The sequence below is a fragment of the Tabrizicola aquatica genome (genome assembly GCF_002900975.1).
GTDB lineage: Bacteria > Pseudomonadota > Alphaproteobacteria > Rhodobacterales > Rhodobacteraceae > Tabrizicola > Tabrizicola aquatica.
Genome location: NZ_PJON01000001.1, coordinates 454,074 through 475,267, shown reverse-complemented (window position 1 = coordinate 475,267; position 21,194 = coordinate 454,074). Strand labels below are relative to the sequence as shown.

The 21,194-nt window shown below is 65.9% G+C and carries 23 protein-coding genes; 15 read left to right on the top strand and 8 right to left on the bottom strand.

The window, feature by feature from the left end:
• Nucleotides 1–2 precede the first annotated feature (2 nt).
• The 6 genes from dxr to pyrH form a co-directional block, all read right to left on the bottom strand.
• Nucleotides 3–1,184: a 1-deoxy-D-xylulose-5-phosphate reductoisomerase gene (gene dxr, locus CXR42_RS02275; protein WP_103255885.1), complete on the bottom strand. Its 1,182-nt coding sequence runs from the start codon at nucleotides 1,182–1,184 to the stop codon at nucleotides 3–5.
• Nucleotides 1,184–2,023, bottom strand: a complete 840-nt coding sequence (locus CXR42_RS02270) for a phosphatidate cytidylyltransferase (protein ID WP_103255884.1) — start codon at nucleotides 2,021–2,023, stop codon at nucleotides 1,184–1,186. The genes dxr and CXR42_RS02270 overlap by 1 nt, the downstream gene beginning before the upstream one ends.
• Nucleotides 2,020–2,694, bottom strand: a complete 675-nt coding sequence (gene uppS / locus CXR42_RS02265; protein ID WP_103256981.1) for a polyprenyl diphosphate synthase — start codon at nucleotides 2,692–2,694, stop codon at nucleotides 2,020–2,022. Before uppS ends, CXR42_RS02270 begins: the two co-directional genes overlap by 4 nt.
• A gap of 74 nt (nucleotides 2,695–2,768) precedes the next feature.
• Nucleotides 2,769–3,332 (bottom strand): ribosome recycling factor, encoded by a 564-nt coding sequence (gene frr, locus CXR42_RS02260; RefSeq protein ID WP_103255883.1) that lies wholly within the window; start codon nucleotides 3,330–3,332, stop codon nucleotides 2,769–2,771.
• Nucleotides 3,333–3,431: 99 nt separating this feature from the next.
• On the bottom strand, nucleotides 3,432–4,241 hold the full coding sequence (locus CXR42_RS02255; protein WP_103255882.1) for a hypothetical protein: 810 nt from the start codon (nucleotides 4,239–4,241) through the stop codon (nucleotides 3,432–3,434).
• The gene (gene pyrH / locus CXR42_RS02250) at nucleotides 4,238–4,960 is read right to left on the bottom strand and encodes a UMP kinase (protein WP_103255881.1); all 723 of its coding nucleotides are present in this window, start codon (nucleotides 4,958–4,960) and stop codon (nucleotides 4,238–4,240) included. Before pyrH ends, CXR42_RS02255 begins: the two co-directional genes overlap by 4 nt.
• Here pyrH and miaA point away from each other — a divergent pair.
• The 6 genes from miaA to CXR42_RS02220 all read left to right on the top strand — a co-directional run bounded on the left by miaA (nucleotide 4,959) and on the right by CXR42_RS02220 (nucleotide 13,291).
• Nucleotides 4,959–5,909 (top strand): tRNA (adenosine(37)-N6)-dimethylallyltransferase MiaA, encoded by a 951-nt coding sequence (gene miaA / locus CXR42_RS02245; protein WP_103255880.1) that lies wholly within the window; start codon nucleotides 4,959–4,961, stop codon nucleotides 5,907–5,909. The genes pyrH and miaA overlap by 2 nt on opposite strands.
• Nucleotides 5,910–6,080: 171 nt before the next feature.
• Nucleotides 6,081–6,881, top strand: coding sequence for a helix-turn-helix transcriptional regulator (locus tag CXR42_RS02240; RefSeq protein WP_103255879.1), 801 nt, complete (start codon nucleotides 6,081–6,083; stop codon nucleotides 6,879–6,881).
• Nucleotides 6,882–7,117: 236 nt separating this feature from the next.
• A complete protein-coding gene (locus CXR42_RS02235) occupies nucleotides 7,118–8,752 on the top strand; it encodes an ABC transporter substrate-binding protein (RefSeq protein WP_103255878.1) in 1,635 nt (544 codons plus the stop codon).
• A gap of 119 nt (nucleotides 8,753–8,871) precedes the next feature.
• On the top strand, nucleotides 8,872–9,951 hold the full coding sequence (locus CXR42_RS02230; protein WP_103255877.1) for an ABC transporter permease: 1,080 nt from the start codon (nucleotides 8,872–8,874) through the stop codon (nucleotides 9,949–9,951).
• 12 nt (nucleotides 9,952–9,963) lie between these two features.
• Entirely contained in the window at nucleotides 9,964–11,127 is a 1,164-nt protein-coding gene (locus tag CXR42_RS02225; protein WP_103255876.1) for an ABC transporter permease, read from the top strand.
• Between the two features lie 82 nt (nucleotides 11,128–11,209).
• Nucleotides 11,210–13,291: a dipeptide ABC transporter ATP-binding protein gene (locus tag CXR42_RS02220; RefSeq protein ID WP_103256980.1), complete on the top strand. Its 2,082-nt coding sequence runs from the start codon at nucleotides 11,210–11,212 to the stop codon at nucleotides 13,289–13,291.
• A gap of 48 nt (nucleotides 13,292–13,339) precedes the next feature.
• Here CXR42_RS02220 and CXR42_RS02215 read toward each other — a convergent pair whose 3' ends face one another.
• A complete protein-coding gene (locus CXR42_RS02215) occupies nucleotides 13,340–13,954 on the bottom strand; it encodes a lytic transglycosylase domain-containing protein (RefSeq protein WP_103255875.1) in 615 nt (204 codons plus the stop codon).
• Between the two features lie 218 nt (nucleotides 13,955–14,172).
• Between CXR42_RS02215 and ssb the strand changes: the two genes are divergently transcribed.
• From ssb to CXR42_RS02170, 9 genes are all read left to right on the top strand, one after another.
• A complete protein-coding gene (gene ssb, locus CXR42_RS02210; protein ID WP_103255874.1) occupies nucleotides 14,173–14,715 on the top strand; it encodes a single-stranded DNA-binding protein in 543 nt (180 codons plus the stop codon).
• Nucleotides 14,716–14,793: 78 nt separating this feature from the next.
• A complete protein-coding gene (locus CXR42_RS02205; RefSeq protein ID WP_103255873.1) occupies nucleotides 14,794–15,147 on the top strand; it encodes an SUF system Fe-S cluster assembly protein in 354 nt (117 codons plus the stop codon).
• A 77-nt stretch (nucleotides 15,148–15,224) separates the two neighbouring features.
• Entirely contained in the window at nucleotides 15,225–15,872 is a 648-nt protein-coding gene (locus tag CXR42_RS02200) for a hypothetical protein (protein ID WP_103255872.1), read from the top strand.
• A complete protein-coding gene (locus CXR42_RS02195) occupies nucleotides 15,869–16,684 on the top strand; it encodes a DUF3307 domain-containing protein (protein ID WP_103255871.1) in 816 nt (271 codons plus the stop codon). The genes CXR42_RS02200 and CXR42_RS02195 overlap by 4 nt, the downstream gene beginning before the upstream one ends.
• Nucleotides 16,685–16,708: 24 nt before the next feature.
• On the top strand, nucleotides 16,709–17,068 hold the full coding sequence (locus CXR42_RS02190) for a HesB/IscA family protein (RefSeq protein ID WP_103255870.1): 360 nt from the start codon (nucleotides 16,709–16,711) through the stop codon (nucleotides 17,066–17,068).
• A 74-nt stretch (nucleotides 17,069–17,142) separates the two neighbouring features.
• Nucleotides 17,143–17,886: a triose-phosphate isomerase gene (gene tpiA, locus CXR42_RS02185; RefSeq protein ID WP_103255869.1), complete on the top strand. Its 744-nt coding sequence runs from the start codon at nucleotides 17,143–17,145 to the stop codon at nucleotides 17,884–17,886.
• A 59-nt stretch (nucleotides 17,887–17,945) separates the two neighbouring features.
• Complete coding sequence (locus tag CXR42_RS02180; RefSeq protein WP_103255868.1) at nucleotides 17,946–18,860, top strand: DMT family transporter; 915 nt, start codon at nucleotides 17,946–17,948, stop codon at nucleotides 18,858–18,860.
• Nucleotides 18,857–20,032, top strand: a complete 1,176-nt coding sequence (locus CXR42_RS02175; RefSeq protein WP_103255867.1) for a cytochrome P450 — start codon at nucleotides 18,857–18,859, stop codon at nucleotides 20,030–20,032. The genes CXR42_RS02180 and CXR42_RS02175 overlap by 4 nt, the downstream gene beginning before the upstream one ends.
• Nucleotides 20,033–20,101: 69 nt before the next feature.
• On the top strand, nucleotides 20,102–20,569 hold the full coding sequence (locus CXR42_RS02170) for a winged helix-turn-helix transcriptional regulator (RefSeq protein WP_103255866.1): 468 nt from the start codon (nucleotides 20,102–20,104) through the stop codon (nucleotides 20,567–20,569).
• Between the two features lie 163 nt (nucleotides 20,570–20,732).
• Here the strand turns inward: CXR42_RS02170 and CXR42_RS02165 are convergent, their stop codons facing one another.
• Nucleotides 20,733–21,194, bottom strand: coding sequence for an Lrp/AsnC family transcriptional regulator (locus tag CXR42_RS02165; RefSeq protein ID WP_103255865.1), 462 nt, complete (start codon nucleotides 21,192–21,194; stop codon nucleotides 20,733–20,735).

Here is a 21,194-nt window from a genome sequence, read left to right as displayed (position 1 = left end):
GGTCAGCGCTCTCCTGCGATCCGGCGCGCGGCTTCGCCCGCCCTTGTCCGTGCCAGATGGTCCATCGCCAGCACATCCTCAAGGCTTCCCGGAAGATTTGCCGCGCCCATTTCGGCGTCCAGTGCCGAAAGCGTGTCCTCGACGACCCCAGACATCTGCATGAAGCCCAGGCGGCCGTCCAGGAAATGATCCAGGGCGATCTCCTTGGACGCGTTGAATGCGGCCCCCGCCAGGCCCCGGCGCGCCATCACTTCCCGCGCGAGGCGCAGGGCGGGATAGCGGTCGAGGTCCGGGGCGCGGAAGGTCAGGCTTGCGATCTGCGCGAGGTCCAGCCGCGCCACGGGCAGCGCCGCACGCGCCGGCCAGTTCAGCGCATAGCCGATGGAGTGGCGCATGTCGGGCGCTCCCATATGGGCCATGATCGCCCCGTCGTGGAACCCGACCATCGAGTGGATCAGGGATTCGGGGTGGATGATGACCTCGACCTGCTCGGGTGCCACGCCGAAGAACTCACGCGTTTCGATCACTTCCAGCGCCTTGTTGAACATGCTGGCCGAATCGATGGTGATGCGTTGCCCCATGGCCCAGTTCGGATGCGCCAGCGCCTCGGCCACCGTTGCACGGGCCAGGCGCTCCAGCGGCCAGTCGCGCAGGGCACCCCCGGACGCGGTCAGGATGATCCGCTCCACCGCAGCCACATCCTCACCCGCCAGGGCCTGGAAGATGGCCGAATGTTCGCTGTCCACCGGCAGGATGCGCGCGCCGTGTGCGGCGGCCTCGGCCATCAGGAGCGGCCCGGCCGTCACCAACGATTCCTTGTTGGCAAGCGCCAGCGTCGTCCCATTCCGCAGCGCGCGGAACCCCGGCACCAGCCCCGCCGCGCCGACGATCGCGCTCATCACCCAGTCGGCCGGGCGGTCGGCGGCTTCCGCTATCGCCGCGGCCCCCGCCGCAACCTCGACGCCCGAGCCTGCCAGCCGCTGACGCAGCTCTTCCAGCCCGGCCTCTTCGGCGCAGACCGCCACCTCGGCCCGCAACTCCCGCGCCGCTTCGGCCAGGGCCGCGATGTTGCGCCCGCCCGTCACCGCGACGACGCGGTAGGTCCCCGGTGCCGCGCGGCGCAGCAGGTCCACCGTCTGCGCGCCGATAGACCCGGTGACGCCAAAGATCGAAACGCTGCGCATCACCCCGCCGCCACCCCCGGCAGGGGCAGGTCAATCACCAGGCCCAGCACCATCAGGGCCACCAGCGCGCCGATCAGCGCGTCAAACCGGTCCAGCACTCCGCCATGGCCGGGGATGAGCGAGGACGCATCCTTGACCCCGCAGCGCCGCTTGATCCAGCTTTCCCAGATGTCGCCCATCTGCCCGGCCAGCGCGATCGCCACCGACAAAGCCACCAGCGCCGGCGTGCCATAGCCCGCCAGCCAGAAGCCCAGGCCGACCAGCCCCGCGCCGAGCCAACCGGCCAGGGTGCCGCTCCAGGTCTTTTTCGGGCTGATCGCCGGCCAGAACTTCGGCCCACCCAGGATGCGGCCGACGAAATAGCCCAGCACATCCGAGGCGACGACGATCAGCACCAGCCAAAGGATCACGGGCGTGCCCGCCGACATCCGCAGATCGACCAGCCCATAGCCTGCCACCATGATCGCCACCGAATACAGGCTGGACAGCCGCCGATCCCGCCGGTCGGTCAAGGCGATGGCCAGCGCGGGCACCAGCAGGAATGCCGTCGCGAAAGGATCGGCAATGAACAGCGCCGCCCCCAGGCTGACCGCGGCCAGCGCCGCCAGCCCCAAGGGCGTGTTGTGGTGGTCTGGCGCGGTCATCGTGGCCAGTTCCCAGACCATCGCGCCGGTCAGAAGCACGACCAGCACCGCAAAGGACGGCCCGCCAAGCCAGATCTCGGCCCCGCCCACAGCGACCAGCACCACGGCCGAGACGACGCGCTTGCGCAGGTCCTCCCACCGGCCGACCGGACGGCCGGGGGGAATCGAGTTTGCGCCGCCCTGCTCTTCGCTCATTTCAGCACGCCCCCAAAGCGCCGCTCGCGGTTGCCGAAGCGGGCGACGATCCCGGCCAGTTCTTCAGCGGTGAAGTCGGGCCATAGCGTGCCGGTGAATTCATATTCCGCGTAAGCCGCCTGCCAGGGTAGGAAGTTCGACGTCCGCGTCTCGCCACTGGTGCGGATCACCAGGTCGGGATCGGGCAGCCCGCCGGTGTCCAGCCGGTCGGCGAAGGCGCCTTCGGTCAGATGCTGCGGGTCCAGCACACCCGAGGCCGCGTCCTCGGCGATCTTCTTCACCGCGCGCAGGATCTCGTCCCGGCCGCCATAGTTCACAGCCACCGTCAAATTGAGCCGGTCGCAATTGGCTGTCCGCGCCTCGATCCCCGCCATCATGCGCTGCAGTTTGGGGTCCAGGCGGCCGCGTTCGCCGATAAAGCGCATGCGCACCCCGGCCTTCGACAGCCGCTCGGCCTCACGCTCGATATAGCGGGCGAAGATCGCCATCAGGCCCAGCACCTCTTCGGTGGACCGCTTCCAGTTCTCGGTCGAAAAGGCGTAGAGCGTCAGCCACTTGATCCCAAGGTCAGGCGCGGCCTTGACGATCTCGCGCACACGCTCGGCCCCGCGCCGGTGGCCGACCAGACGCGGCCAGCCGCGATTCGTGGCCCAGCGGCCGTTGCCGTCCATGATGATCGCCAGATGGTTGACGGGCCGAAGGCCTGCCTCGCTTGCCAGATCCTTCGACACGCGCCCCGCCCCCGTTAGACCTGCATTATCTCGGCCTGCTTGGCCTCAAGCGCCTTGTCCACGGCGGCGATGGCCTTGTCGGTCATCTCCTGCACTTCTTCCGACCACATCTTCTGGTCGTCCTCGCCCATGCCGGCGGACTTGGCCTTCTTGATCTGGTCCATCCCGTCGCGGCGGACGTTGCGGATCGCGACCTTGGCGTTCTCGGCATAGCCTGCGGCGACCTTGGTCAATTGCTTGCGGCGTTCCTCGTTCAACTCGGGGATCGGAAGGCGGATCAGCGGGCCGTCGGTGACCGGGTTGATCCCGATACCCGATTCCCGGATCGCTTTTTCGACCTTCTGGATCATGCCCTTGTCCCAGACGTTGATCACCACCATCCGGGGTTCCGGGACGTTCACCGTGCCCAGCTGGGTGATCGGGGTCATCTGGCCGTAGGCCTCGACCTGGATCGCGTCCACGATAGAGGCGGACGCCCGGCCCGTGCGCAGGCTGGCGAATTCATGCTTCAGCGCATTCATCGCGCCGTCCATCCGGCGCTGCAGGTCGTCGGTGTCGATCTCGATATCGTCTGCCATGGGGTCAGGCTCCTTCTGTCGTCCTCGCCGTTGGGCGATTTTGCGCTCTATAGCAGAGCGGGAGGCCGGGGGTATAGGGGCAAGCGCCCGGCCTGTCCGCTAGTCGTAGTGGCAGAGCGGTGGCATTGCCTCGTCCGAGTTGGTCCCCCGTCGTTCCTGCCACCCTGCCGCCTCGAAGATCAGCAAATACTCCAGCCATAGCCAGGCATTGTAGTCGGCGGGTGGCGGATCGTAGGGATAGGTCGCGTCCGCTTCCTGCAGAAGGTCGGACAGTACGGTCGTCCACATGACGTCCGGCAGCGGGCCTTCACACGGCATCCTTTCGCCCAGCTGTCGCACATATTCGCCAAAGACCGATTGCAGCCGAACATGACCGCTACGGATCGCGTCGATATCCGCCGTGGCCGCGCATTCCTCGCTGACCACACGTAGCCCCTTGGGGACAGTCAGCGGGTCCTGGCCGAACTGGCGAAGATCACCGGACAGGATGCCCGCCGCCACGAAACGGTAGTAGTCCCGCTCGTCCAAGCCCAGGGATTCGAAGGTTGCGCGCGGATTGGTCAGGAAACAGCCGGGCTGACCCTCGGAGGCAAACTCGTTGATCGGCGTGGTGATCGCTACGATCTCGGGCGACGCGACGCTGTAGGGGCTGGAAATGCCGTCGGGCAGACGGATCGTGCAGATCTGCCGCTCCAGCACCACATACGCACCCTGCTGCTCGGCGTCGCTCTCGGCAAGCGCGGTGGCGATCAGGGCGTCAATATCCGCCTCCGCAAACCCTGCAGCGACCGCAGCGGCGCGGCTTTCGGTGCCAAAGGTGCAGCCCTGGCCGCCCATGAAGTCCAGAAGTTCGGCGTTGGCATTGGCAGGGGCCGCGAGCAGCAGAGACAGGGCCAGCGCAGCTCTCATCCCTGCACGCGGGTATAGGTCCCCTCGCCCGCAAGAATCCCCCGGAACCCGCCCGGCTCGTCCAGGCTGAAGACGATGATCGGCAGAGCGTTGTCGCGGGCCAGCGCAATGGCGGTGGCGTCCATCACGCCCAGATGCTTTTCCAGGACCTCGTCGTAGGTGACATGGTCGTAACGCTTGGCATGGGCGTGCTTCTTCGGGTCCATGTCATAGACGCCATCGACCTTGGTGCCCTTAAAGATCGCCTGGCAGGCCATCTCGCTGGCCCGCAGCGTGGCGGCGGTGTCGGTGGTGAAGTAGGGGTTCCCGGTGCCGGCGGCGAAGATGCAGACCCGCTTCTTCTCCAGGTGCCGGACCGCGCGGCGGCGGATGTAGGGCTCGCAGACCTGGTCCATCGGGATGGCACTGATAACGCGGGTAAAAACGCCGATGGATTCCAGCGCGGACTGCATCGCCAGTGCGTTCATCACCGTGGCCAGCATCCCCATGTAATCCGCCGTCGTACGCTCCATGCCCTGGGCGCTACCCTGCAAGCCCCTGAAAATGTTGCCGCCGCCGATGACCATGCAGATCTCGACGCCCATGTCGCGGACCGACTTCACCTCTTCGGCGATGCGCGCCACGGTCGGGGGGTGCAGGCCATAGCCCTGGTCCCCCATCAGCGCCTCGCCCGAGATCTTCAGCATCACGCGGCTGTATTTGGTGGCCGGCTCAGACATGGCACCCCCCTGCATTTCGTTTTGTGTTTGGACTGGGCCGCAAAATGTCGCAAAACCGCGGCAGGTTCAACCGGGGTTTCAGGTGCAGACAACCGGCATTTCGCGCGAGGCGCCCGTGCTGATCGCGGGCCCGACGGCCAGCGGGAAATCCGCCTTGGCGATGGAGCTTGCGGCGCGCGACGGCCGTCTGATCGTGAACGCGGATGCGCTGCAGGTCTATGACAACTGGCGCATCCTGACCGCCCGCCCCAGCCCGGCCGACGAGGCCGCCCTGCCCCATGCGCTTTACGGCCATGTCGGGCGCGACCAGCCCTATTCGGTAGGCCACTGGCTGCGCGAGGTGGCGCCGCTTCTCGACCGGCCCCTGGTGATCGTCGGCGGCACGGGGCTGAACTTTACCGCCCTGACCCGAGGCCTCGCCGAGATCCCCGAGGTTCCTCCGTCAGTCCGCGCCGAGGCCGACGCCCGCATGGCCGCCGAGGGACGCGCCGCCCTGCTGGCCGAACTGGACACCGCCACCGCCGCCAGGATCGACCCGTTGAACCCGGTCCGCGTCCAGCGCGCCTGGGAGGTCTGGCGCGCCACTGACCGGGGGCTTGCCGCCTGGCAGGACGACACGCCGCCGCCACTCTTGCCACTACCGCAGGCCGATGCCCTTGTTCTTACGCCGGAAACCACCTGGTTGAACGACCGGATCGATCACCGTTTCGCCGCGATGCTGGCCGATGGCGCGCTGGATGAGGCACGGGCAAACCTGGCCGACTGGGACCCGCGCCGGCCCGCCTCTCGCGCCATCGGGGCGCCGGAACTGATCTCCCATCTGCAAGGACAGATGACCCTGCAAGAGGCAACCGATGCCGCCACCCTGGCCAGCCGGCAATATGCCAAACGGCAGCGGACCTGGTTCAGATCGAACATGGGTGCGTGGCGGCAGATTTCTCTGCCTTAACCTGCGTTTGCGAAGCGACCTTTAAGCGGCTTTCCGCTTATCCACAGGGTTATGCACAGAATAGTCTGATTTCGGTGGACAAGTCGGTTCCGCCCCGCCGAAATCCGCTTGGGCCGGGAAAGCCTTGCTGCTTAACTGGCCAGGCACAGTTGAACACAAGGTCCCAGCGCGATGAAGCTGCCGTCGCCCACCTCGTCCTTCCGCCTTGTCGCCATCCCCCGCCTCGCCGCCGGCGGCCGCTGGCGGGTCGAGGCGATGCGGTCCTTGTCCGAGCCCTGCCTTTTGTGGTTCACCAAGGGCCAGGGCCGGATCACCATCGCCGGGGTCACGCGCGGCTATACCGCCCATAACGCCATCTTCATCCCGGCCGGCGTCATGCACGGCTTCGAGGCCGGCCCGCAGGTCTTTGGCACGGCCGTCTTTTTTGGCCGCGACTGCGACATCGTCCTGCCCAAGACCCCGCAACACCTGCGTATCCGTGAGGTTCACGCCCAGCAGGAAGTGAACATCCTGCTCGATTCGATCCTGCGCGAGTTGGAAAGCGACGTGCCGGCGCATGACCGGGCGACCCAGCATTACATGGGCCTTCTTGGCGTCTGGCTGGAACGCCAGGCCAGGAAGGCCGAACCGGGCGAGGCGCCGAAGCCCGACGCCACGCGCCGCCTTGTCTCCCGCTACACCACGCTTTTGGAACGGAACTTCCGCACCGGCATGAACGTCGGCGATTTCGCGGCGGCGCTGGGCGTTACCCCCACGCACCTGACGCGCTGCTGCAACGCCGCTTCTGGCCGACCAGCCAGCGCGCTTTTGCAGGATCGCCGTATCTTCGAGGCGCGCAAACTTCTGTCCGAGACCAAGCTTCCCGTCGGCCGCATCGCCGAGCAATTGGGCTTCAACTCGGCCGCGTACTTCACCCGCGCCTTCCAGCACCTCACGGGCAAGTCGCCTTCCGCATTCCGCCGCAGCGCCTGACCGCAATCGCTGCGCGAGTATATGCGTTTTCGACAGATGCATGTCGCATTTGTTACATGAAGCGACGAAAGCAGTCGTTGACGTGCGGCCGAAAAAGTTGCGCAATGGACCTTGGGGGAGCGCGGAGACGCGGCCGTCCGGTCGTGGTCTGTAACCGTGGCCGAACAGCTGGCCAGCGATTTCGGGCGACCGAAACAAAGAACGATAATGATCATAAGCCTGTCAGGGAGACACAGATGACCCACAAGACCGACGCCACCCGGCTGCACCCGGCGGCCCGGATGCATGCAGAAGAATATTCTGCCGGCAAGATCAGCCGGCGTGAGTTCCTGTCCCGTTCCACCGCGCTGGGCGTGTCCGCCGCAGCCGCCTATGGCTTGATCGGCCTGCCCGCCCCGGCCCAGGCGCAAGAGGCCAAGGTCGGCGGCGTGATCCGCTGCGCCATGGAAGTGAAGGGCACCAAGGACCCGCGCCTGGCCGACTGGCCGCAGATTTCCAACATCTATCGCGGCTGGCTGGAGTACCTGATCCAGTACAACGCCGACGGCACCTTCGAAGGCCGCCTGCTGGAAAGCTGGGAAGCCAACGCCGACGCCACCCAGTACACGCTGAAGGTCCGCCAGGGCATCACCTGGAACAACGGTGATCCCTTCACCGCCGACGACGTGGTGCGCAACTTTGCCCGCTGGGCCGATGGCAACGTCGAAGGCAGTTCGACCGCCAGCCGCTTCCCGGGCCTGGCCGACGCAACGACCAAGCAACTGCGCGAAGGTGCGGTGGTCAAGGTTGATGACTACACCGTCCAGCTGAACCTCTCGTCCTCGGACGTGGCGATTGTCCCGAACGTCGCCGACTATCCCTGCGCTGTTGTCCACTCCAGCTTTGTCGACGGATCGGACCCGGCAACCAACCCGATCGGCACCGGGCCCTATGTCCCGCAGGAAGTCTCCGTCGGGCAGAAGGCCATTCTGGTCCGCGCGCCGAACCACACCTGGTGGGGTGGCACCGCGCCCCTGGACGAGATCCACTACATCGACTTCGGCACCGACCCGTCGACCATGGTGAACCTCGCCGCCTCGGACGAGATCGACTGCAACTATGAAACCACCGGCGACTTCATCGAACAGATGGACGCGCTTGGCTGGAAGAAGCTGGAAGTCGTCACCGCCGCCACGATCGTGGTGCGGATGAACTCGGCCACCTCGGACCTTTACAAGGACAAGGCCGTGCGTCAGGCGATCCAGCTGGCCGTCGATCCGAAAGTCGTGCTGGAACTGGGCTACAACAACCTGGGCACCACGGCGGAAAACCACCACGCTTGCCCGGTTCACCCGGAATATGCCCCGCTGCCGGCCCAGGTGATCGACCCGTCCAAGCTGGCCCCGGCCTTGGCTGCCGCGGGTCTGACTGACACCGAGTTCGAGGTCATCTCGCTGGACGACGGTTTTGAAGCTGCGACCACCGCCGCCGTGGTGGCGCAGCTGAAGGACGCCGGCCTGAACGTGAAGCACACGGTCATGCCGGGCTCGACCTTCTGGAACGACTGGCAGAAGTATCCGTTCAGCTCCACGACCTGGAACCACCGCCCGCTGGCGGTCCAGAACATGTCGCTGGCCTATACGTCCACGGGGTCCTGGAATGAAACCGGCATGGCAAATGCCGAGTTCGACAACCTGATGACCCAGGCTCTGGCGCTGGCCGATGCCGATGCCCGGCGCGAAGTCATGGCGAAGATGGAAGCGATCGTGCAGGATGAGGGCTATATCATCCAGCCCTACTGGCGCTCGCTCTTCGCCCACGTGAAGGAAGGCTTCAACGTCGAGCGGCACCCGTCCAACGACCACCTGCACTACAAGTGGTCGCTTGCATAAACCCGTAATCGGCCGGGCGCGCCGATGCGCGTGCCCGGCCACACGGCCCTTCCCAGCCTGCCGCGACCGATCCCGGACCGTGGCATCTCGCCTTGCCCGCATGGAGCAGAGGTAGCCTTATGCTGATTTTCGTGGCCCGCCGCGTCGGACTTATGATCCTGACGGCTTTCGTGCTGACCTTCGTCGTTTTCTACCTCACGAACCTGCCACCCAACCTGGAAAAGCTTGCCCGCAGCGAAGGCTCGGTCCGCATGTCGGACGAATCGGTCGCCGCCTGGATCGAGCAGAACGGGCATGGCGGTTCGGTGCTGGGCCGCTATGGCCAATGGCTGGGCATCGTGCCCGGCTGGAGCAACGTGGACGAAAAGGGTGTCGCGCGCGGCCGCTGCTTCGAAGCCGGCAGCGATCCGGCCATCGCGCCCCGGTTCTGCGGCATCCTGCAAGGCGACTGGGGCTTCTCCACCTTCGCCAAGACCGAGGTTCTGCCCTATCTGGGCGGGATGCTCGCCTCGACCGGGTGGCTGATGCTGTGGGTGATGATCGTCATGATCCCCACATCGCTGGTGATCGGTGTCGTCGCCGGGATGCGTGAGGGCACCCGGACCGACCGGGTGCTGTCCACCTTTTCCATCGCGACCACCGCGACCCCGGAATATGTCTCGGGCGTAATCCTCGTGGCGCTGCTCGCGTCGCCCGTCACAGGCCTGTCGCCGCTGCTGGCCGAATGGGGCTGGATCGACGGCAAGACGCTGTTCCAGGGCGCCTCGTCGCCCGACAACATCACCTTCTGGAGCTTCACCCTCCCCGTCCTGACCATCGCGCTTTACGGCATTGGCTACATCGCCCGGATGACGCGCGCCAGCATGACCGAGGTGATGACCGCCCAATACATCCGCACCGCGCGGCTGAAGGGGGTCAGCTTCCGTCAGGTCGTGATGCGCCACGCGCTGCGCAACGCGCTGATCGCACCCTTCACGGTGATCATGCTGCAGTTTCCCTGGCTGTTGAACGGCGTGGTGATCGTGGAGACCCTGTTCAACTACAAGGGCTTCGGCTGGACCCTGGTCCAGGCCGCAGGCAACAATGACATCAACCTTCTGCTCGGCTGTTCGGTCGTGGCGGTGTTCGTGGTGCTGGTGACCCAGCTGATCTCGGACATCGGCTATGTCTTCCTGAACCCGCGCATCCGGCTTTCGTAAGGGGCGCGGACCATGGACACCCTCGCCTATTCTGCCATCTTCGGCCGCATCCTGATCCAGTTCCTGCCGGTCTGGGTCGCGCTGGCGGCGACCTTTGCCCTGTCGATCAGCTTCAAGCGGCGGCTGGGTCTTTATGGCAAGCTCTTCGACAGCCCGGTCGGGATGATCGGCTTCGGGATCGTGATGTTCTGGGTGTTCACCGCGCTTTTCGCCGACCAGATCATCACCTTCGACCCCTATAGCCAGTTCTCAGGCATGAAGAACAAGCCGCTGGGCACCCCGCTTGCCGGCGAGATCGAGGGCGCCTACAGCCACTTCCTGCTGGGCGGCGACCATCTTGCGCGCGATGTGTTCAGCCGGATGGTGATGGGGGCACGCTCGGTCCTCTCCATTGCCCCGGCGGCGACGCTTTTTGCCTTCATGGTCGGCATCACGCTTGGCGTGCCCGCCGGCTATTTCGGCGGGCGGCTGGACACGACACTGTCCTTCGTCTCGAACCTGGTGCTGGCCTTCCCGGTCATCCTGCTTTTCTACCTTCTGGTCACACCCGAAATCCGGCTGACCGGCATTCCGGTGGTGATGGCGGCCGTCCTGTTCCTGTTCCCGATCATCTTCCTGACGGTCCTCTTCAACGCCCGGTTCTTCACCGACCCCAAGAAACGCAACCTTTATGTCGGCGTGGTGCTGGTCGTGGGCCTCTGGGCCTATTCCGGCCTTGCCTTCAACATGGACCCGCTGGGCGTCTGGTCGATGGACCCGAACCTTCTCAACGTCTTTGTTTCGGTCGTGTTCGTGAACTCGCCCACCGTGTTCCGCATCGTGCGCGGCATCGTGATGGACCTGAAGGCGCGCGATTACGTGGCCGCCGGCCAGACCCGCGGCGAGGGTCCCTGGTACATCATGCTGTGGGAGATCCTGCCGAACGCGCGCGGCCCGCTGATCGTCGACTTCTGCCTGCGGATCGGCTATACGACCATCCTTCTTGGCACGCTGGGTTTCTTCGGCCTGGGCGTCGCGCCGGACAGCCCCGACTGGGGCTCGACCATCGACGACGGCCGCAAGACGCTGACGCTTTTCCCCCATTCCGCCCTGGCGCCCGCCCTTGCCCTGATGAGCCTGGTCCTTGGCCTGAACCTTCTGGCCGATGGCCTGCGCGAAGAAAGCCTGAAGGACTGATGCCTTTCAGCTTTGCCCAAATATCCCACGGGGGTCCGGGGGTGTGAAACTCCCGGTCCACCGCCCTCCGAAGGAGACGACCATGGCAGACTGGGACCCCTCGCAACCGATCCTGGAGATCGAGCATCTCTCGATCAGCTTCTTCACCCGCCTGCGGGAAATCCCGGCGGTGATGGATTTCTCCTGCACCGTGATGCCGGGCGAAGCGATGGGGCTGGTGGGCGAATCCGGCTGTGGCAAGTCCACCGTCGCCCTGGCCGTCATGCGGGAACTGGGCAAGACCGGCCGGATTGTCGGCGGGTCGATCAAGTTCAAGGGCCGAGACCTGACCAACATGGGGGATGAAGAGCTGCGCCACATCCGCGGCTCCGAGATCGCGATGATCTACCAGGAACCGATGGCCAGCCTGAATCCGGCGATGAAGATCGGGGCGCAGCTGGCCGAAGTGCCCATGATCCATTCCGGGATGTCGAAGGCGGATGCCTGGGCGCTTGCCCGCCAGATCGTTGCCGATGTGCGGCTGCCTGACCCAGACCGGATCATCAACGCCTATCCGCACCAGCTTTCAGGCGGCCAGCAACAGCGCATCGTCATCGCCATGGCGCTGATGGCCAAACCCGCGCTCCTTATCCTTGACGAACCTACCACGGCGCTGGACGTGACGGTCGAGGCCGGGATCGTCGATCTGGTCAAGGAGCTGGGCGAGAAATACGGCACCTCGATGCTGTTCATCAGCCACAACCTTGGGCTGGTGATGGACGTCTGCGACCGGATCTGCGTGATGTATTCCGGCGAGGCGGTCGAGACTGGCAATGTCGAACAGGTCTTCGACGAGATGCGCCACCCCTATACCCAGGCGCTGTTCCGCTCGATCCCGCTGCCAGGGGCGGACAAGAACGCACGGCCCCTGATCTCGATCCCCGGCAACTTTCCCCTGCCCCACGAACGCCCGCCCGGCTGCAATTTCGGCCCGCGCTGCGACTATTTCCAGAAGGGCCGCTGCGACGCCACCGAGGTGCCGATGTTCCCGGTCCCCGACAGCGACCGGCACGAAACGCGCTGCCTGCGCTGGCAAGAGATCGACTGGACCGCCCCTCCCGCCAAGCGCGCGGTCAAGGAAAAGGCGCCGATCGGCCGCGTGGTCCTGAAGATGGAGGATCTGAAGAAGTATTACGCGATCTCCTCCGGTGCCTTCGGCGGCGGCACGAAGAAGGTGGTAAAGGCGAACGAGACGCTCAGCTTCGAGGCGCATGAGGGCGAGACCCTGGCCATCGTGGGCGAATCCGGCTGCGGCAAGTCCACCTTTGCCAAGGTGCTGATGGGGCTGGAAACCGCGACCAGCGGCAGCATCATGCTGTTTGACGAGAACGTGCAGTCCACCCCGATCCAGAAGCGCAACACCGACACCGTCAGCCAGGTGCAGATGGTGTTCCAGAACCCGTTCGACACGCTGAACCCCTCGATGTCTGTGGGCCGCCAGATCATCCGGGCGCTGGAGATCTTCAAGTTCGGCAAGTCGGACGACGAACGACAGCAGCGGATGCTCGAACTCCTTGACCTGGTAAAGCTGCCCCGCGCCTTTGCCGAGCGGATGCCCCGGCAGCTGTCCGGCGGCCAGAAGCAGCGCGTCGGCATCGCGCGGGCCTTTGCGGGCGGCGCGAAGGTCGTCGTGGCGGACGAGCCGGTCAGTGCGCTGGACGTCTCGGTCCAGGCCGCCGTCACCGACCTCTTGATGGACATCCAGCGCGAGAACCGCACGACGCTCTTGTTCATCAGCCACGACCTGTCGATCGTGCGCTATCTCTCGGACCGGGTCATGGTGATGTACCTTGGTCATGTGGTCGAGATGGGAACGACCGACCAGGTCTTTTCGCCCCCCTACCACCCCTATACCGAGGCGCTGCTATCTGCCGTGCCGATTGCCGACACCAAGGTGATCCGCAAGCGCATCGTGCTGGAAGGCGATATCCCCAGCGCGATGAACCCACCGCCCGGTTGCCCGTTCCAGACCCGTTGCCGCTGGAAGTCGCAGGTCCCCGGCGGCCTGTGTGAACGCGAGGTGCCGCCAGTGCAGGTGCTGGAAGGTGGGCACCAGATCAAGTGCCACCTGTCGCGCAAGGTGCTGGAAGAGATGGAACCGGTGATCAAGGTGGCCGCCGAATAGGCCAGGTCGGGCGTAGGGTGGGCGATATCGCCCACCTTACGCCTGCGCTCAGCCCAGGATCGCCTTCACGTAATTCTCGGTCTCGGCATAGGGCGGGATGCCGTCGTGCTGTTCCACCGCGCCCGGCCCCGCGTTATAGGCCGCCAGCGCCAGACGCCAGCTGCCGAACTTGTCGTACATCATCCGCAGATAGCGGGCGCCGCCTTCCAGGTTCTGGCTTGGATCGTCGATATCGACGCCCAACTTCTGAGCCGTTCCCGGCATCAGTTGCGCCAGGCCGGTCGCCCCCTTGTGGCTGACCGCACCGGGGTTCCAACCCGATTCCTGCTGGACAAGGCGCAGGAACAGGTCCTCGGGGACGCCATGCTTGCGGGCGACGGCCTTGGCGACCTCCAGGTATTCACCCTTGTAGCTGCCGCGGAACTTCGGCACCGCCTCGGCGGCCACCTCTTCGCCCTTCTTGTACTTCGGCGTCAGCTTCACTGACCCGCTGTACTGCTTCTTCAGCTTGCGATCGATCAGATCGGCCTGGGATTCGAAGAGCGCCGTGCGCGACTTGGTCGACCCGCTCAGCTTCAGCCCCTCGGCCAGCGCCGCGCCGCTGCCAAGACCCAATGCACAAACCAGGGCAAGCCGGGTGAATACCGTGCCGGAACCTGTCACCTGTCACCCCGTCCGTTCGTTTCCGCCCGGGACTATAGCCGCAGTCGCAGATTTTTCCAGCCGGGAATCGGCAGGCATTCCCCACCCCCTGCCGCCCTGGGGGCAGGAATCGGCCGATCCACGCCCCATGACATCGAGTTGCGGCGGCCATGGGCCTCGGTATAGGTTTGTTAACCAACCGCGCCGATGCTGCGCGCAAGACACCAAGGGAGAATCGCATGGCGGGGTCGGTCAACAAGGTCATTCTTATCGGCAACCTCGGCCGGGACCCCGAGGTGCGCAGTTTCCAGAACGGCGGCAAAGTCGTGAACCTGCGCATCGCCACCTCGGAAACCTGGCGCGACAAGCAGTCGGGTGAGCGCAAGGAGCGTACCGAATGGCATTCGGTCGCGATCTTCAACGAAGCCCTGGGCAAGATTGCCGAACAGTATCTGCGCAAGGGCAGCACGGTCTATATCGAAGGCCAGCTTGAGACGCGGAAATGGCAGGACCAGTCCGGCCAGGACAAGTACACCACCGAGATCGTGCTGCGGCCCTATGGCGGCAACCTGACACTGCTGGGCGGCCGCGGCGAAGGCGGCGGTTCGTCGGGCGGCGGTGGTGGCTATGACGACCGTGGCGGCTATGACGAAGGCGGCGCGGGCGGCGGTTATGGCGGCGGCGGGTCCTCGGGCAGCGGGCGCGGCGGCTTTGGCGGCGGGGCCCCGGCTGGCGGCGGCGGTGGCGGCCGCTCGGACATGGACGACGAAATCCCGTTCTGATCAGCAGCCCTCGGGCACTGGACCTTGGCCGGCCGATTCCCTATATAATCGGTCAACAACAAGTCCGGGACCACAGACATGCAGGACCAGATCGAGGGCGCGCCGCTGATCAAGCCCTCCAGCACCGACCATCCGCTGTATCCGCAGATCGTCGAGGCGTGCCGCAGCGTCTTTGACCCGGAGATTCCGGTGAACATCTTCGACCTTGGCCTCGTCTACACCATCGAGATCGGCCAGGAGAACGAGGTCGACATCACCATGACCCTGACTGCCCCCGGTTGCCCGGTGGCAGGCGAGATGCCGGGCTGGGTTGCCAATGCGGTGGAACCCCTGCCGGGCGTGAAACAGGTCGATGTCCACATGACCTTTGACCCGCCCTGGGGCATGGACATGATGTCCGACGAAGCCAGGCTGGAACTGGGCTTCATGTAGCATCAAGCCTGCAGGCTTGATTTTTCCCATTTAAAGCCCTATGACTTGATACACCGCAGATCAAGGCGTGGGACTTCATGACTCGGATTGCAGTCCTCACCGGCGACCTTGTCGCCTCTGGCCGGCAGACGGCGGCGCTGATTGACCGCGCGATGGGGGCCTTGCGCGGTGCCGCTGACGGCATTGCCGGCTGGCACCCCCCCCCGCGCGACGCGCGTTTCACCCGCTTCCGGGGTGACGGCTGGCAGATCGCCCTGCACCACCCCCGCTTTTCGCTACGGGCTGCGGTCGTCCTGCAGGCAAGCCTGGTTGCGCTGGGCCTGGAAAGCCGCATCTCCATCGGCATCGGTCCGGCCGAAAACCTGGGCACGGCCGATCTGGCCGACGCGGCCGGCATGGCATTCGAGTTGTCGGGCAAGGGCCTGGACGAGATCGGGGATGCCTGGCGACTTGCCATCGCTGGCGAGACGGTCCTTGAACAGGACCGGATGATCGCCGACCTTCTGGGCGAGAGGATGGGTCGCTGGACCGCCGCTCAGGCCGAGGCCGCCGCGCTGCACCTTTCCTCGCCTTCGCGGGTGATGACGCTGCACGAGATCGGCACGGTGCTGGGCATCAGCCCACAGGCGGTAAACGACCGGCTGCGGGGCGCGGGTGGACCAGCCATTGCCTCGGTCCTGCGTCGGTGGGAAGCTGACAAAGGCCGCCAGGATCCCGCCCCATGACCGAAACCTTCGTCGCCCTGCTTTTCGCCCATGTCCTTGCCGATTTCATCTTGCAGACCGACCGGATGGTCGCCACCAAACAGCGCCCGCTGACGCTGGCGCTGCATTTCGCCACGGTCTATGCCATGCTTGTCGTCGCGACCGGATCGCTTCACCTTGCGCTCCTCGCGCTTGCGCTGGTGCATATCGGGATCGACGTGGTCAAGCTGGCCCTCGCTACCGCACTGAAGGGGCGGCATGGGCTAGGCCTTTTCCTGGGCGATCAGGCGCTGCACCTGGCCAGCCTTGCTACCCTGGCGCTTTGGCTGCCCGGCCTCTGGGAGGGCGGGCTTTGGGCGCCCGGCGCCATCGTGACCGGCGCGGATGGCGGTATCCTGGGCACGGGGCTGTGGACCGAGGCGACCGCTTTGCCCGTCACGCATCTGCCCGCGCTGATGGCGCTGGCGACGGGCGTAATCCTGGCCACCCGCGCCGGGGGCTTTGCCGTCGGCCTTCTGATGCAGCCCTTTGCCGAGCGTCTGCCACCCGAGGTCACCGCCGAAAGCCTGCCTGGCGCAGGGCGCGTCATCGGTCTTCTGGAGCGCGGCCTGATCTTCGTCCTGGTTCTGCTCGGCCAGCCCGAGGGCGTGGGCCTTCTGATGGCGGCCAAGTCGATCCTGCGCTTTGGCGCGGTCAAGGACGACCGGGCGCTCTCGGAATACGTGATCATCGGCACGCTGGCCTCGTTCGGCTGGGCGCTGGTTGTGGCTTATGGCACGTTGGCAGCGCTGGCGTTGCTGCCCCCGCTTGGAATCCCGAGTGTTTCACCCTAGATTGGGTGGAAAGGAGCCTCTGTCATGTTCGGCATACCCGGCAAAGCCGCCGTCACCCTGACCCCCGCCGCCACCCGCCAGATCGCGCGGCTGATGCAGAAGCAGGCCAGCCAGGGCCTGCGCATCGGCGTGAAGAAGGGCGGCTGCGCGGGCATGGAATACACCATGGACTATGTCAGTTCCGTCAACCCGCTGGACGAGGTGGTGGAACAGGACGGCGCGCGCGTGATGATCGCCCCCATGGCCCAGATGTTCCTGATCGGGACCGAGATCGACTATGAGACCGGGCTGATCGAAAGCGGTTTCAAGTTCCGCAACCCCAATGTGGTCGAGGCCTGCGGTTGCGGCGAGTCGATCAAGTTCCGCGACCAGCCGGAAACCTGATCCGACGACGATCTGGCCACTTTTCCTTCGCGCTCTGACCGGCTAGGCCTGTGCCAGAAGCAAGGGGATCGACCATGAAGAAACTCGCCGCCGGCAACTGGAAGATGAACGGCACCGCCGCCGCCCTGGAAGAGGCGCGCGCCCTGACAGCGGCCCATCCGGCGCCCGCCTGCGAGATGCTGCTCTGCCCCCCCGCCACCCTGATCGCCCGAATGGCCGAGGCCGCGCGCGGGACGGCGCTGATGGTCGGCGGTCAGGACTGCCACGCCAAACCCTCAGGCGCCCATACCGGCGACCTTTCGGCCGCCATGCTGCGCGACGCGGGCGCCAGCCATGTGATCCTTGGCCATTCCGAACGCCGCACCGACCATGCCGAGACTGATGCCCAGGTCCGCGCCAAGGCTGAGGCCGCGGTGGCCGAGGGTCTGGTGGCCATCGTCTGCATTGGCGAGACCGAGGCCGAGCGGGACGCGGGCCAGACCCTTGCGGTGATCGGCCGGCAGCTTGACGGCTCCATCCCCGCTGGCGCGACGGCCGCGAACCTGGTCATCGCCTATGAGCCCGTCTGGGCCATCGGCACCGGCCGCACCCCCACTCTGGCCGAGATCGGAGAGGTTCACAGCTTTCTGCGCGACCGGCTGCGCGGGCTGATCGGAGATGCGGCGGACGGGGTGCGCCTTCTCTACGGCGGTTCGGTCAAGCCCTCGAACGCGGCCGAGATCTTCGCGATTCCGCATGTCGATGGCGCGCTGGTCGGCGGGGCCAGCCTGAAGGCCGCGGATTTCGGCGGCATTGTCGCTGCCCTCTCCGCCGCCTGACGACCCCGCTTGTCGCGGACAGGCCAGCCCTGCCCGCGACCCCTGCCTAGGCTTGCCCCATGACCGTCCTAGCCCCGATCGAGCGGCGATCCCTCGTCGCCGCGAACCTGATCTGCCTTGCCTCGATGGTGATCTGGGCGGCCGGTCTGCCTGCGGCCGACCTGATCATTCCGCACATGCCGCCCCTGGCGCTGACCGCCTGCCGCGCGCTCTTGGCAGCGGCGGTGCTGCTGCCGATCTGGTGGCTGGTCGATGGCCGGGACGCCGTGCTGGGGGCCAACTGGAGGACCGGGGCCGGGGTCGGCTTCGTGACGCTGGGCATGGCCTCGTTCTTCGTCATCATCGCGCTGCAGTTCAACGATCCCGTCACCGTCGCCATCGTGAGCGCGGTCATGCCGGTGATCGGCATCCTGCTGGAATGCATCGCTGACCAACGCCCCTTTACCCGCGCGCTGGCCGTGGGCCTTGTGCTGTCCGTCGCCGGTGGCCTGATCGCCGTGAACGGGGCCGAGGGCGAGCTTGATTTCGGTATCGGCGTTCTGGCCGCCCTCGCCTCGGTCACCGTCTACACCTGGGGCTCGCGTGAGACGGTGCGGGCCTTCCCCGACCTGACCCCGCTGGGCCGCAGCACCATCACCATCGCCGGCGGCGCGCTGGTCGCCACCTGTGCCGCACTGGCCGACGGGCTGGTGCGCGGCGCTTGGCCAGACTGGGCCGCAATCGGCTGGGTCGAATTCGGCGGGCTGGCAATCTTCGCCATCGGGTCCATGGCGATCTCGCAGCTTCTGTGGATCGTCTCGGTCGGGCGGATCGGCATCGGCGCAGCCTCGATGCACATGAACGCGGTGCCCTTCTACGTCATGCTCATGGTCTTTGTGATGGGCGGTCCGTGGAACTGGTGGCAGACGCTGGGCGCGGCCGTCGTGGTGACCGGCGCAGCCGTCGCGCAGGGCCTGATCGGAGACAGGAAATGATCGAACTCACCCAATCCCCGACTGATCCCACATTCGTCCAGAATCCCTATCCGTTCTACGAACGCGCCCGCGCGGCTGGTCCGTTCTTCCGCTGGACCGACTACAACCTGACCTGCACCGGCAGCGCCGCCGCGGTAAACGCCATCTTCCGCGACCGCCGCTTCGGGCGTGAGGCCGTGGACCCCCTGCCGATCCCGCCGCACCTTGCCCCGTTCTACGCGGTCGAGGCCCATTCGATGCTGGAACTGGAGCCGCCGCGCCACTCGCGACTGCGGAACTTGGTGCTGCGCGCCTTCACCTCGCGCCGGATCGCGGGCCTTGCCCCGGACATCACCGCCCTGACCGAAGAGCTGGTCGCCGCCTTCCCGGAAGGCGAGTTCGACCTCTTGACCGCCTTCGCCCAGCCCCTGCCCGTCCGCATCATCGCCCGCCTGCTGGGCGTGCCCGAAAGCATGGCGCCAGACCTACTGGCCTGGTCGAACGCGATGGTCGGCATGTACATGGCCGGCCGCACCCGCGCGATGGAGGACCGCGCCGTCACCGCGACCGAGGCATTCGTGGCCTTCCTGCGGTCTTACGTCGAGGAACGCCGCGCCCGCCCCGCCGACGACCTGATCACCCAGTTGATTGCGGCCGAAAGCGAGGGCGAGAAGCTTTCGACGGACGAGCTGATATCGACCTGCATCCTGCTGCTGAATGCGGGGCATGAGGCGACGGTCCATACCATCGGCAATGGGGTCAAGACGCTTTTGGAAACCCGCACGCCGCTGGCGGCACTGGCGCCCGAAACTGTCGAGGCCACGGTCGAGGAAATCCTGCGCTTCGACCCGGCGCTGCACATGTTCACCCGGCATGCCTATGAGGATATCGAGGTGATGGGCCACCAGTTCCGGCGCGGCGATCAGGTCGGGCTGCTGCTCGCGGCGGCGAACCGCGATCCCGGCCAGTGGGACCGGCCCGACCGTTTCAATCCCGGCCGTCCGGTCAAGCCGCACGCCAGCTTTGGCGCAGGGCTGCACTTCTGCGTCGGCGCACCGCTGGCCCGGCTGGAGTTGCAGATCGCCCTGCCCATCCTCTTCCGCCAGCATCCCGGCCTGGCCCTGGCAGCCCCGCCGCGCTTTGCCGATGTCTATCATTTTCACGGGTTAAGGGCCCTGCCCGTAAAGGTGTAGGCCCGGCTCTCGCCATTGCCCAGCCGGTGTGCAAGGCTTGCCGCGATCCGTAGGGAATGACCTTCGCGCATGCGCCTGAAGCTCGACAAGGACAGTTTTTCAGCCAACGAGCGGCTTGTGGCCAACGATCTTGGCAACACGCTCCTCGGCTCGATGCTGCGGCTGCAACAGCATTTCGGCCTGCGGGCCGAGGCGTTTCAGGTGTTCTTCGTGATCGTCCTTGCCACCGTGCAGAAGGTCCTGCGCACCCCGGACATGGATGCCGCCGCCCGAAGCAACGCACCGCTTCTGCCCGAACAACGTGGCGGGATCTCGCGCCGGCGCATTGCCGAGGTTCTGGGAATTCCGCTGGAAACCGTGCGCCGCCATGTCAGCCAGTTGCTCCAGGACGGCATGATCGAAGAACGCAGCCGTGGCCACCTGTCCACCCTTGGCGGGACGCTGGCCTCGCTGTCGCAGGCCGGGATTCCCTATGACATCGCGCAGGATTTTGTCGCCGTCGTGAATGCCATGGCCAAACGCGGGACTGTCCGCTGACGTTGTGTGGTCCGCATGGACAGCGGGCGCGCCTCTGGTGAACTGGTTCATGGATACTACCGGCACACAACGGACCGGCCTCCGCTACCAGAAGCGCGGAGAGCCAAACTGCCGCAACGTCAGGTTCCGCGCAAGGAACCGATGACCCAAAGCGGGTCACCCGTCACAACGGCAGCACGGTCGTCGACTTGATCTCTTCCATGCTCAGAAGTGCGGTCACGTTGTAAATGCGCACCTCCGAGATCAGTGCCTGATAGAACGTGTCATAGGCCCGCGCATTCTTGACCCGGACTTTCAGGATATAGTCGATGTCGCCGGCCAGCCGGTGGGCCTCCAGCACCTCGGGGCGTTCGCGCAAAGCCTTCAGGAATTTGCGCTGCCACTCCGCCTCATGCTCGCTGGTCCGTATCAGCACGAAGAAACACGCCTCCAGCCCCAGGGCTTCGGGGTCCAGGATCGCGGTCGTCCGGGTGATCACCCCCTGCTCGCGCATCCGGCGGATCCGGTTCCAGACCGGGGTCTTGGACGACCCCACTTTCCGCGCGATTTCGTCCAGCGACTGCTCGGCATCCTGTTGCAGCTCGGACAGGATTTTCCGGTCCAGATCGTCCAGCGCGGCACTCAT

Excerpts from the sequence above, each read along its gene's own strand:
- dxr (WP_103255885.1), bottom strand. The coding sequence starts at position 1,184 with ATGCGCAGCGTTTCGATCTTTGGCGTCACCGGGTCTATCGGCGCGCAG.
- CXR42_RS02270 (WP_103255884.1), bottom strand. The coding sequence starts at position 2,023 with ATGAGCGAAGAGCAGGGCGGCGCAAACTCGATTCCCCCCGGCCGTCCG.
- uppS (WP_103256981.1), bottom strand. The coding sequence starts at position 2,694 with ATGGACGGCAACGGCCGCTGGGCCACGAATCGCGGCTGGCCGCGTCTG.
- frr (WP_103255883.1), bottom strand. The coding sequence starts at position 3,332 with ATGGCAGACGATATCGAGATCGACACCGACGACCTGCAGCGCCGGATG.
- CXR42_RS02255 (WP_103255882.1), bottom strand. The coding sequence starts at position 4,241 with ATGAGAGCTGCGCTGGCCCTGTCTCTGCTGCTCGCGGCCCCTGCCAAT.
- miaA (WP_103255880.1), top strand. The coding sequence starts at position 4,959 with ATGGCACCCCCCTGCATTTCGTTTTGTGTTTGGACTGGGCCGCAAAAT.
- pyrH (WP_103255881.1), bottom strand. The coding sequence starts at position 4,960 with ATGTCTGAGCCGGCCACCAAATACAGCCGCGTGATGCTGAAGATCTCG.
- CXR42_RS02240 (WP_103255879.1), top strand. The coding sequence starts at position 6,081 with ATGAAGCTGCCGTCGCCCACCTCGTCCTTCCGCCTTGTCGCCATCCCC.
- CXR42_RS02235 (WP_103255878.1), top strand. The coding sequence starts at position 7,118 with ATGACCCACAAGACCGACGCCACCCGGCTGCACCCGGCGGCCCGGATG.
- CXR42_RS02230 (WP_103255877.1), top strand. The coding sequence starts at position 8,872 with ATGCTGATTTTCGTGGCCCGCCGCGTCGGACTTATGATCCTGACGGCT.
- CXR42_RS02225 (WP_103255876.1), top strand. The coding sequence starts at position 9,964 with ATGGACACCCTCGCCTATTCTGCCATCTTCGGCCGCATCCTGATCCAG.
- CXR42_RS02220 (WP_103256980.1), top strand. The coding sequence starts at position 11,210 with ATGGCAGACTGGGACCCCTCGCAACCGATCCTGGAGATCGAGCATCTC.
- ssb (WP_103255874.1), top strand. The coding sequence starts at position 14,173 with ATGGCGGGGTCGGTCAACAAGGTCATTCTTATCGGCAACCTCGGCCGG.
- CXR42_RS02205 (WP_103255873.1), top strand. The coding sequence starts at position 14,794 with ATGCAGGACCAGATCGAGGGCGCGCCGCTGATCAAGCCCTCCAGCACC.
- CXR42_RS02200 (WP_103255872.1), top strand. The coding sequence starts at position 15,225 with ATGACTCGGATTGCAGTCCTCACCGGCGACCTTGTCGCCTCTGGCCGG.
- CXR42_RS02195 (WP_103255871.1), top strand. The coding sequence starts at position 15,869 with ATGACCGAAACCTTCGTCGCCCTGCTTTTCGCCCATGTCCTTGCCGAT.
- CXR42_RS02190 (WP_103255870.1), top strand. The coding sequence starts at position 16,709 with ATGTTCGGCATACCCGGCAAAGCCGCCGTCACCCTGACCCCCGCCGCC.
- tpiA (WP_103255869.1), top strand. The coding sequence starts at position 17,143 with ATGAAGAAACTCGCCGCCGGCAACTGGAAGATGAACGGCACCGCCGCC.
- CXR42_RS02180 (WP_103255868.1), top strand. The coding sequence starts at position 17,946 with ATGACCGTCCTAGCCCCGATCGAGCGGCGATCCCTCGTCGCCGCGAAC.
- CXR42_RS02175 (WP_103255867.1), top strand. The coding sequence starts at position 18,857 with ATGATCGAACTCACCCAATCCCCGACTGATCCCACATTCGTCCAGAAT.
- CXR42_RS02170 (WP_103255866.1), top strand. The coding sequence starts at position 20,102 with ATGCGCCTGAAGCTCGACAAGGACAGTTTTTCAGCCAACGAGCGGCTT.
- CXR42_RS02165 (WP_103255865.1), bottom strand. The coding sequence starts at position 21,194 with ATGAGTGCCGCGCTGGACGATCTGGACCGGAAAATCCTGTCCGAGCTG.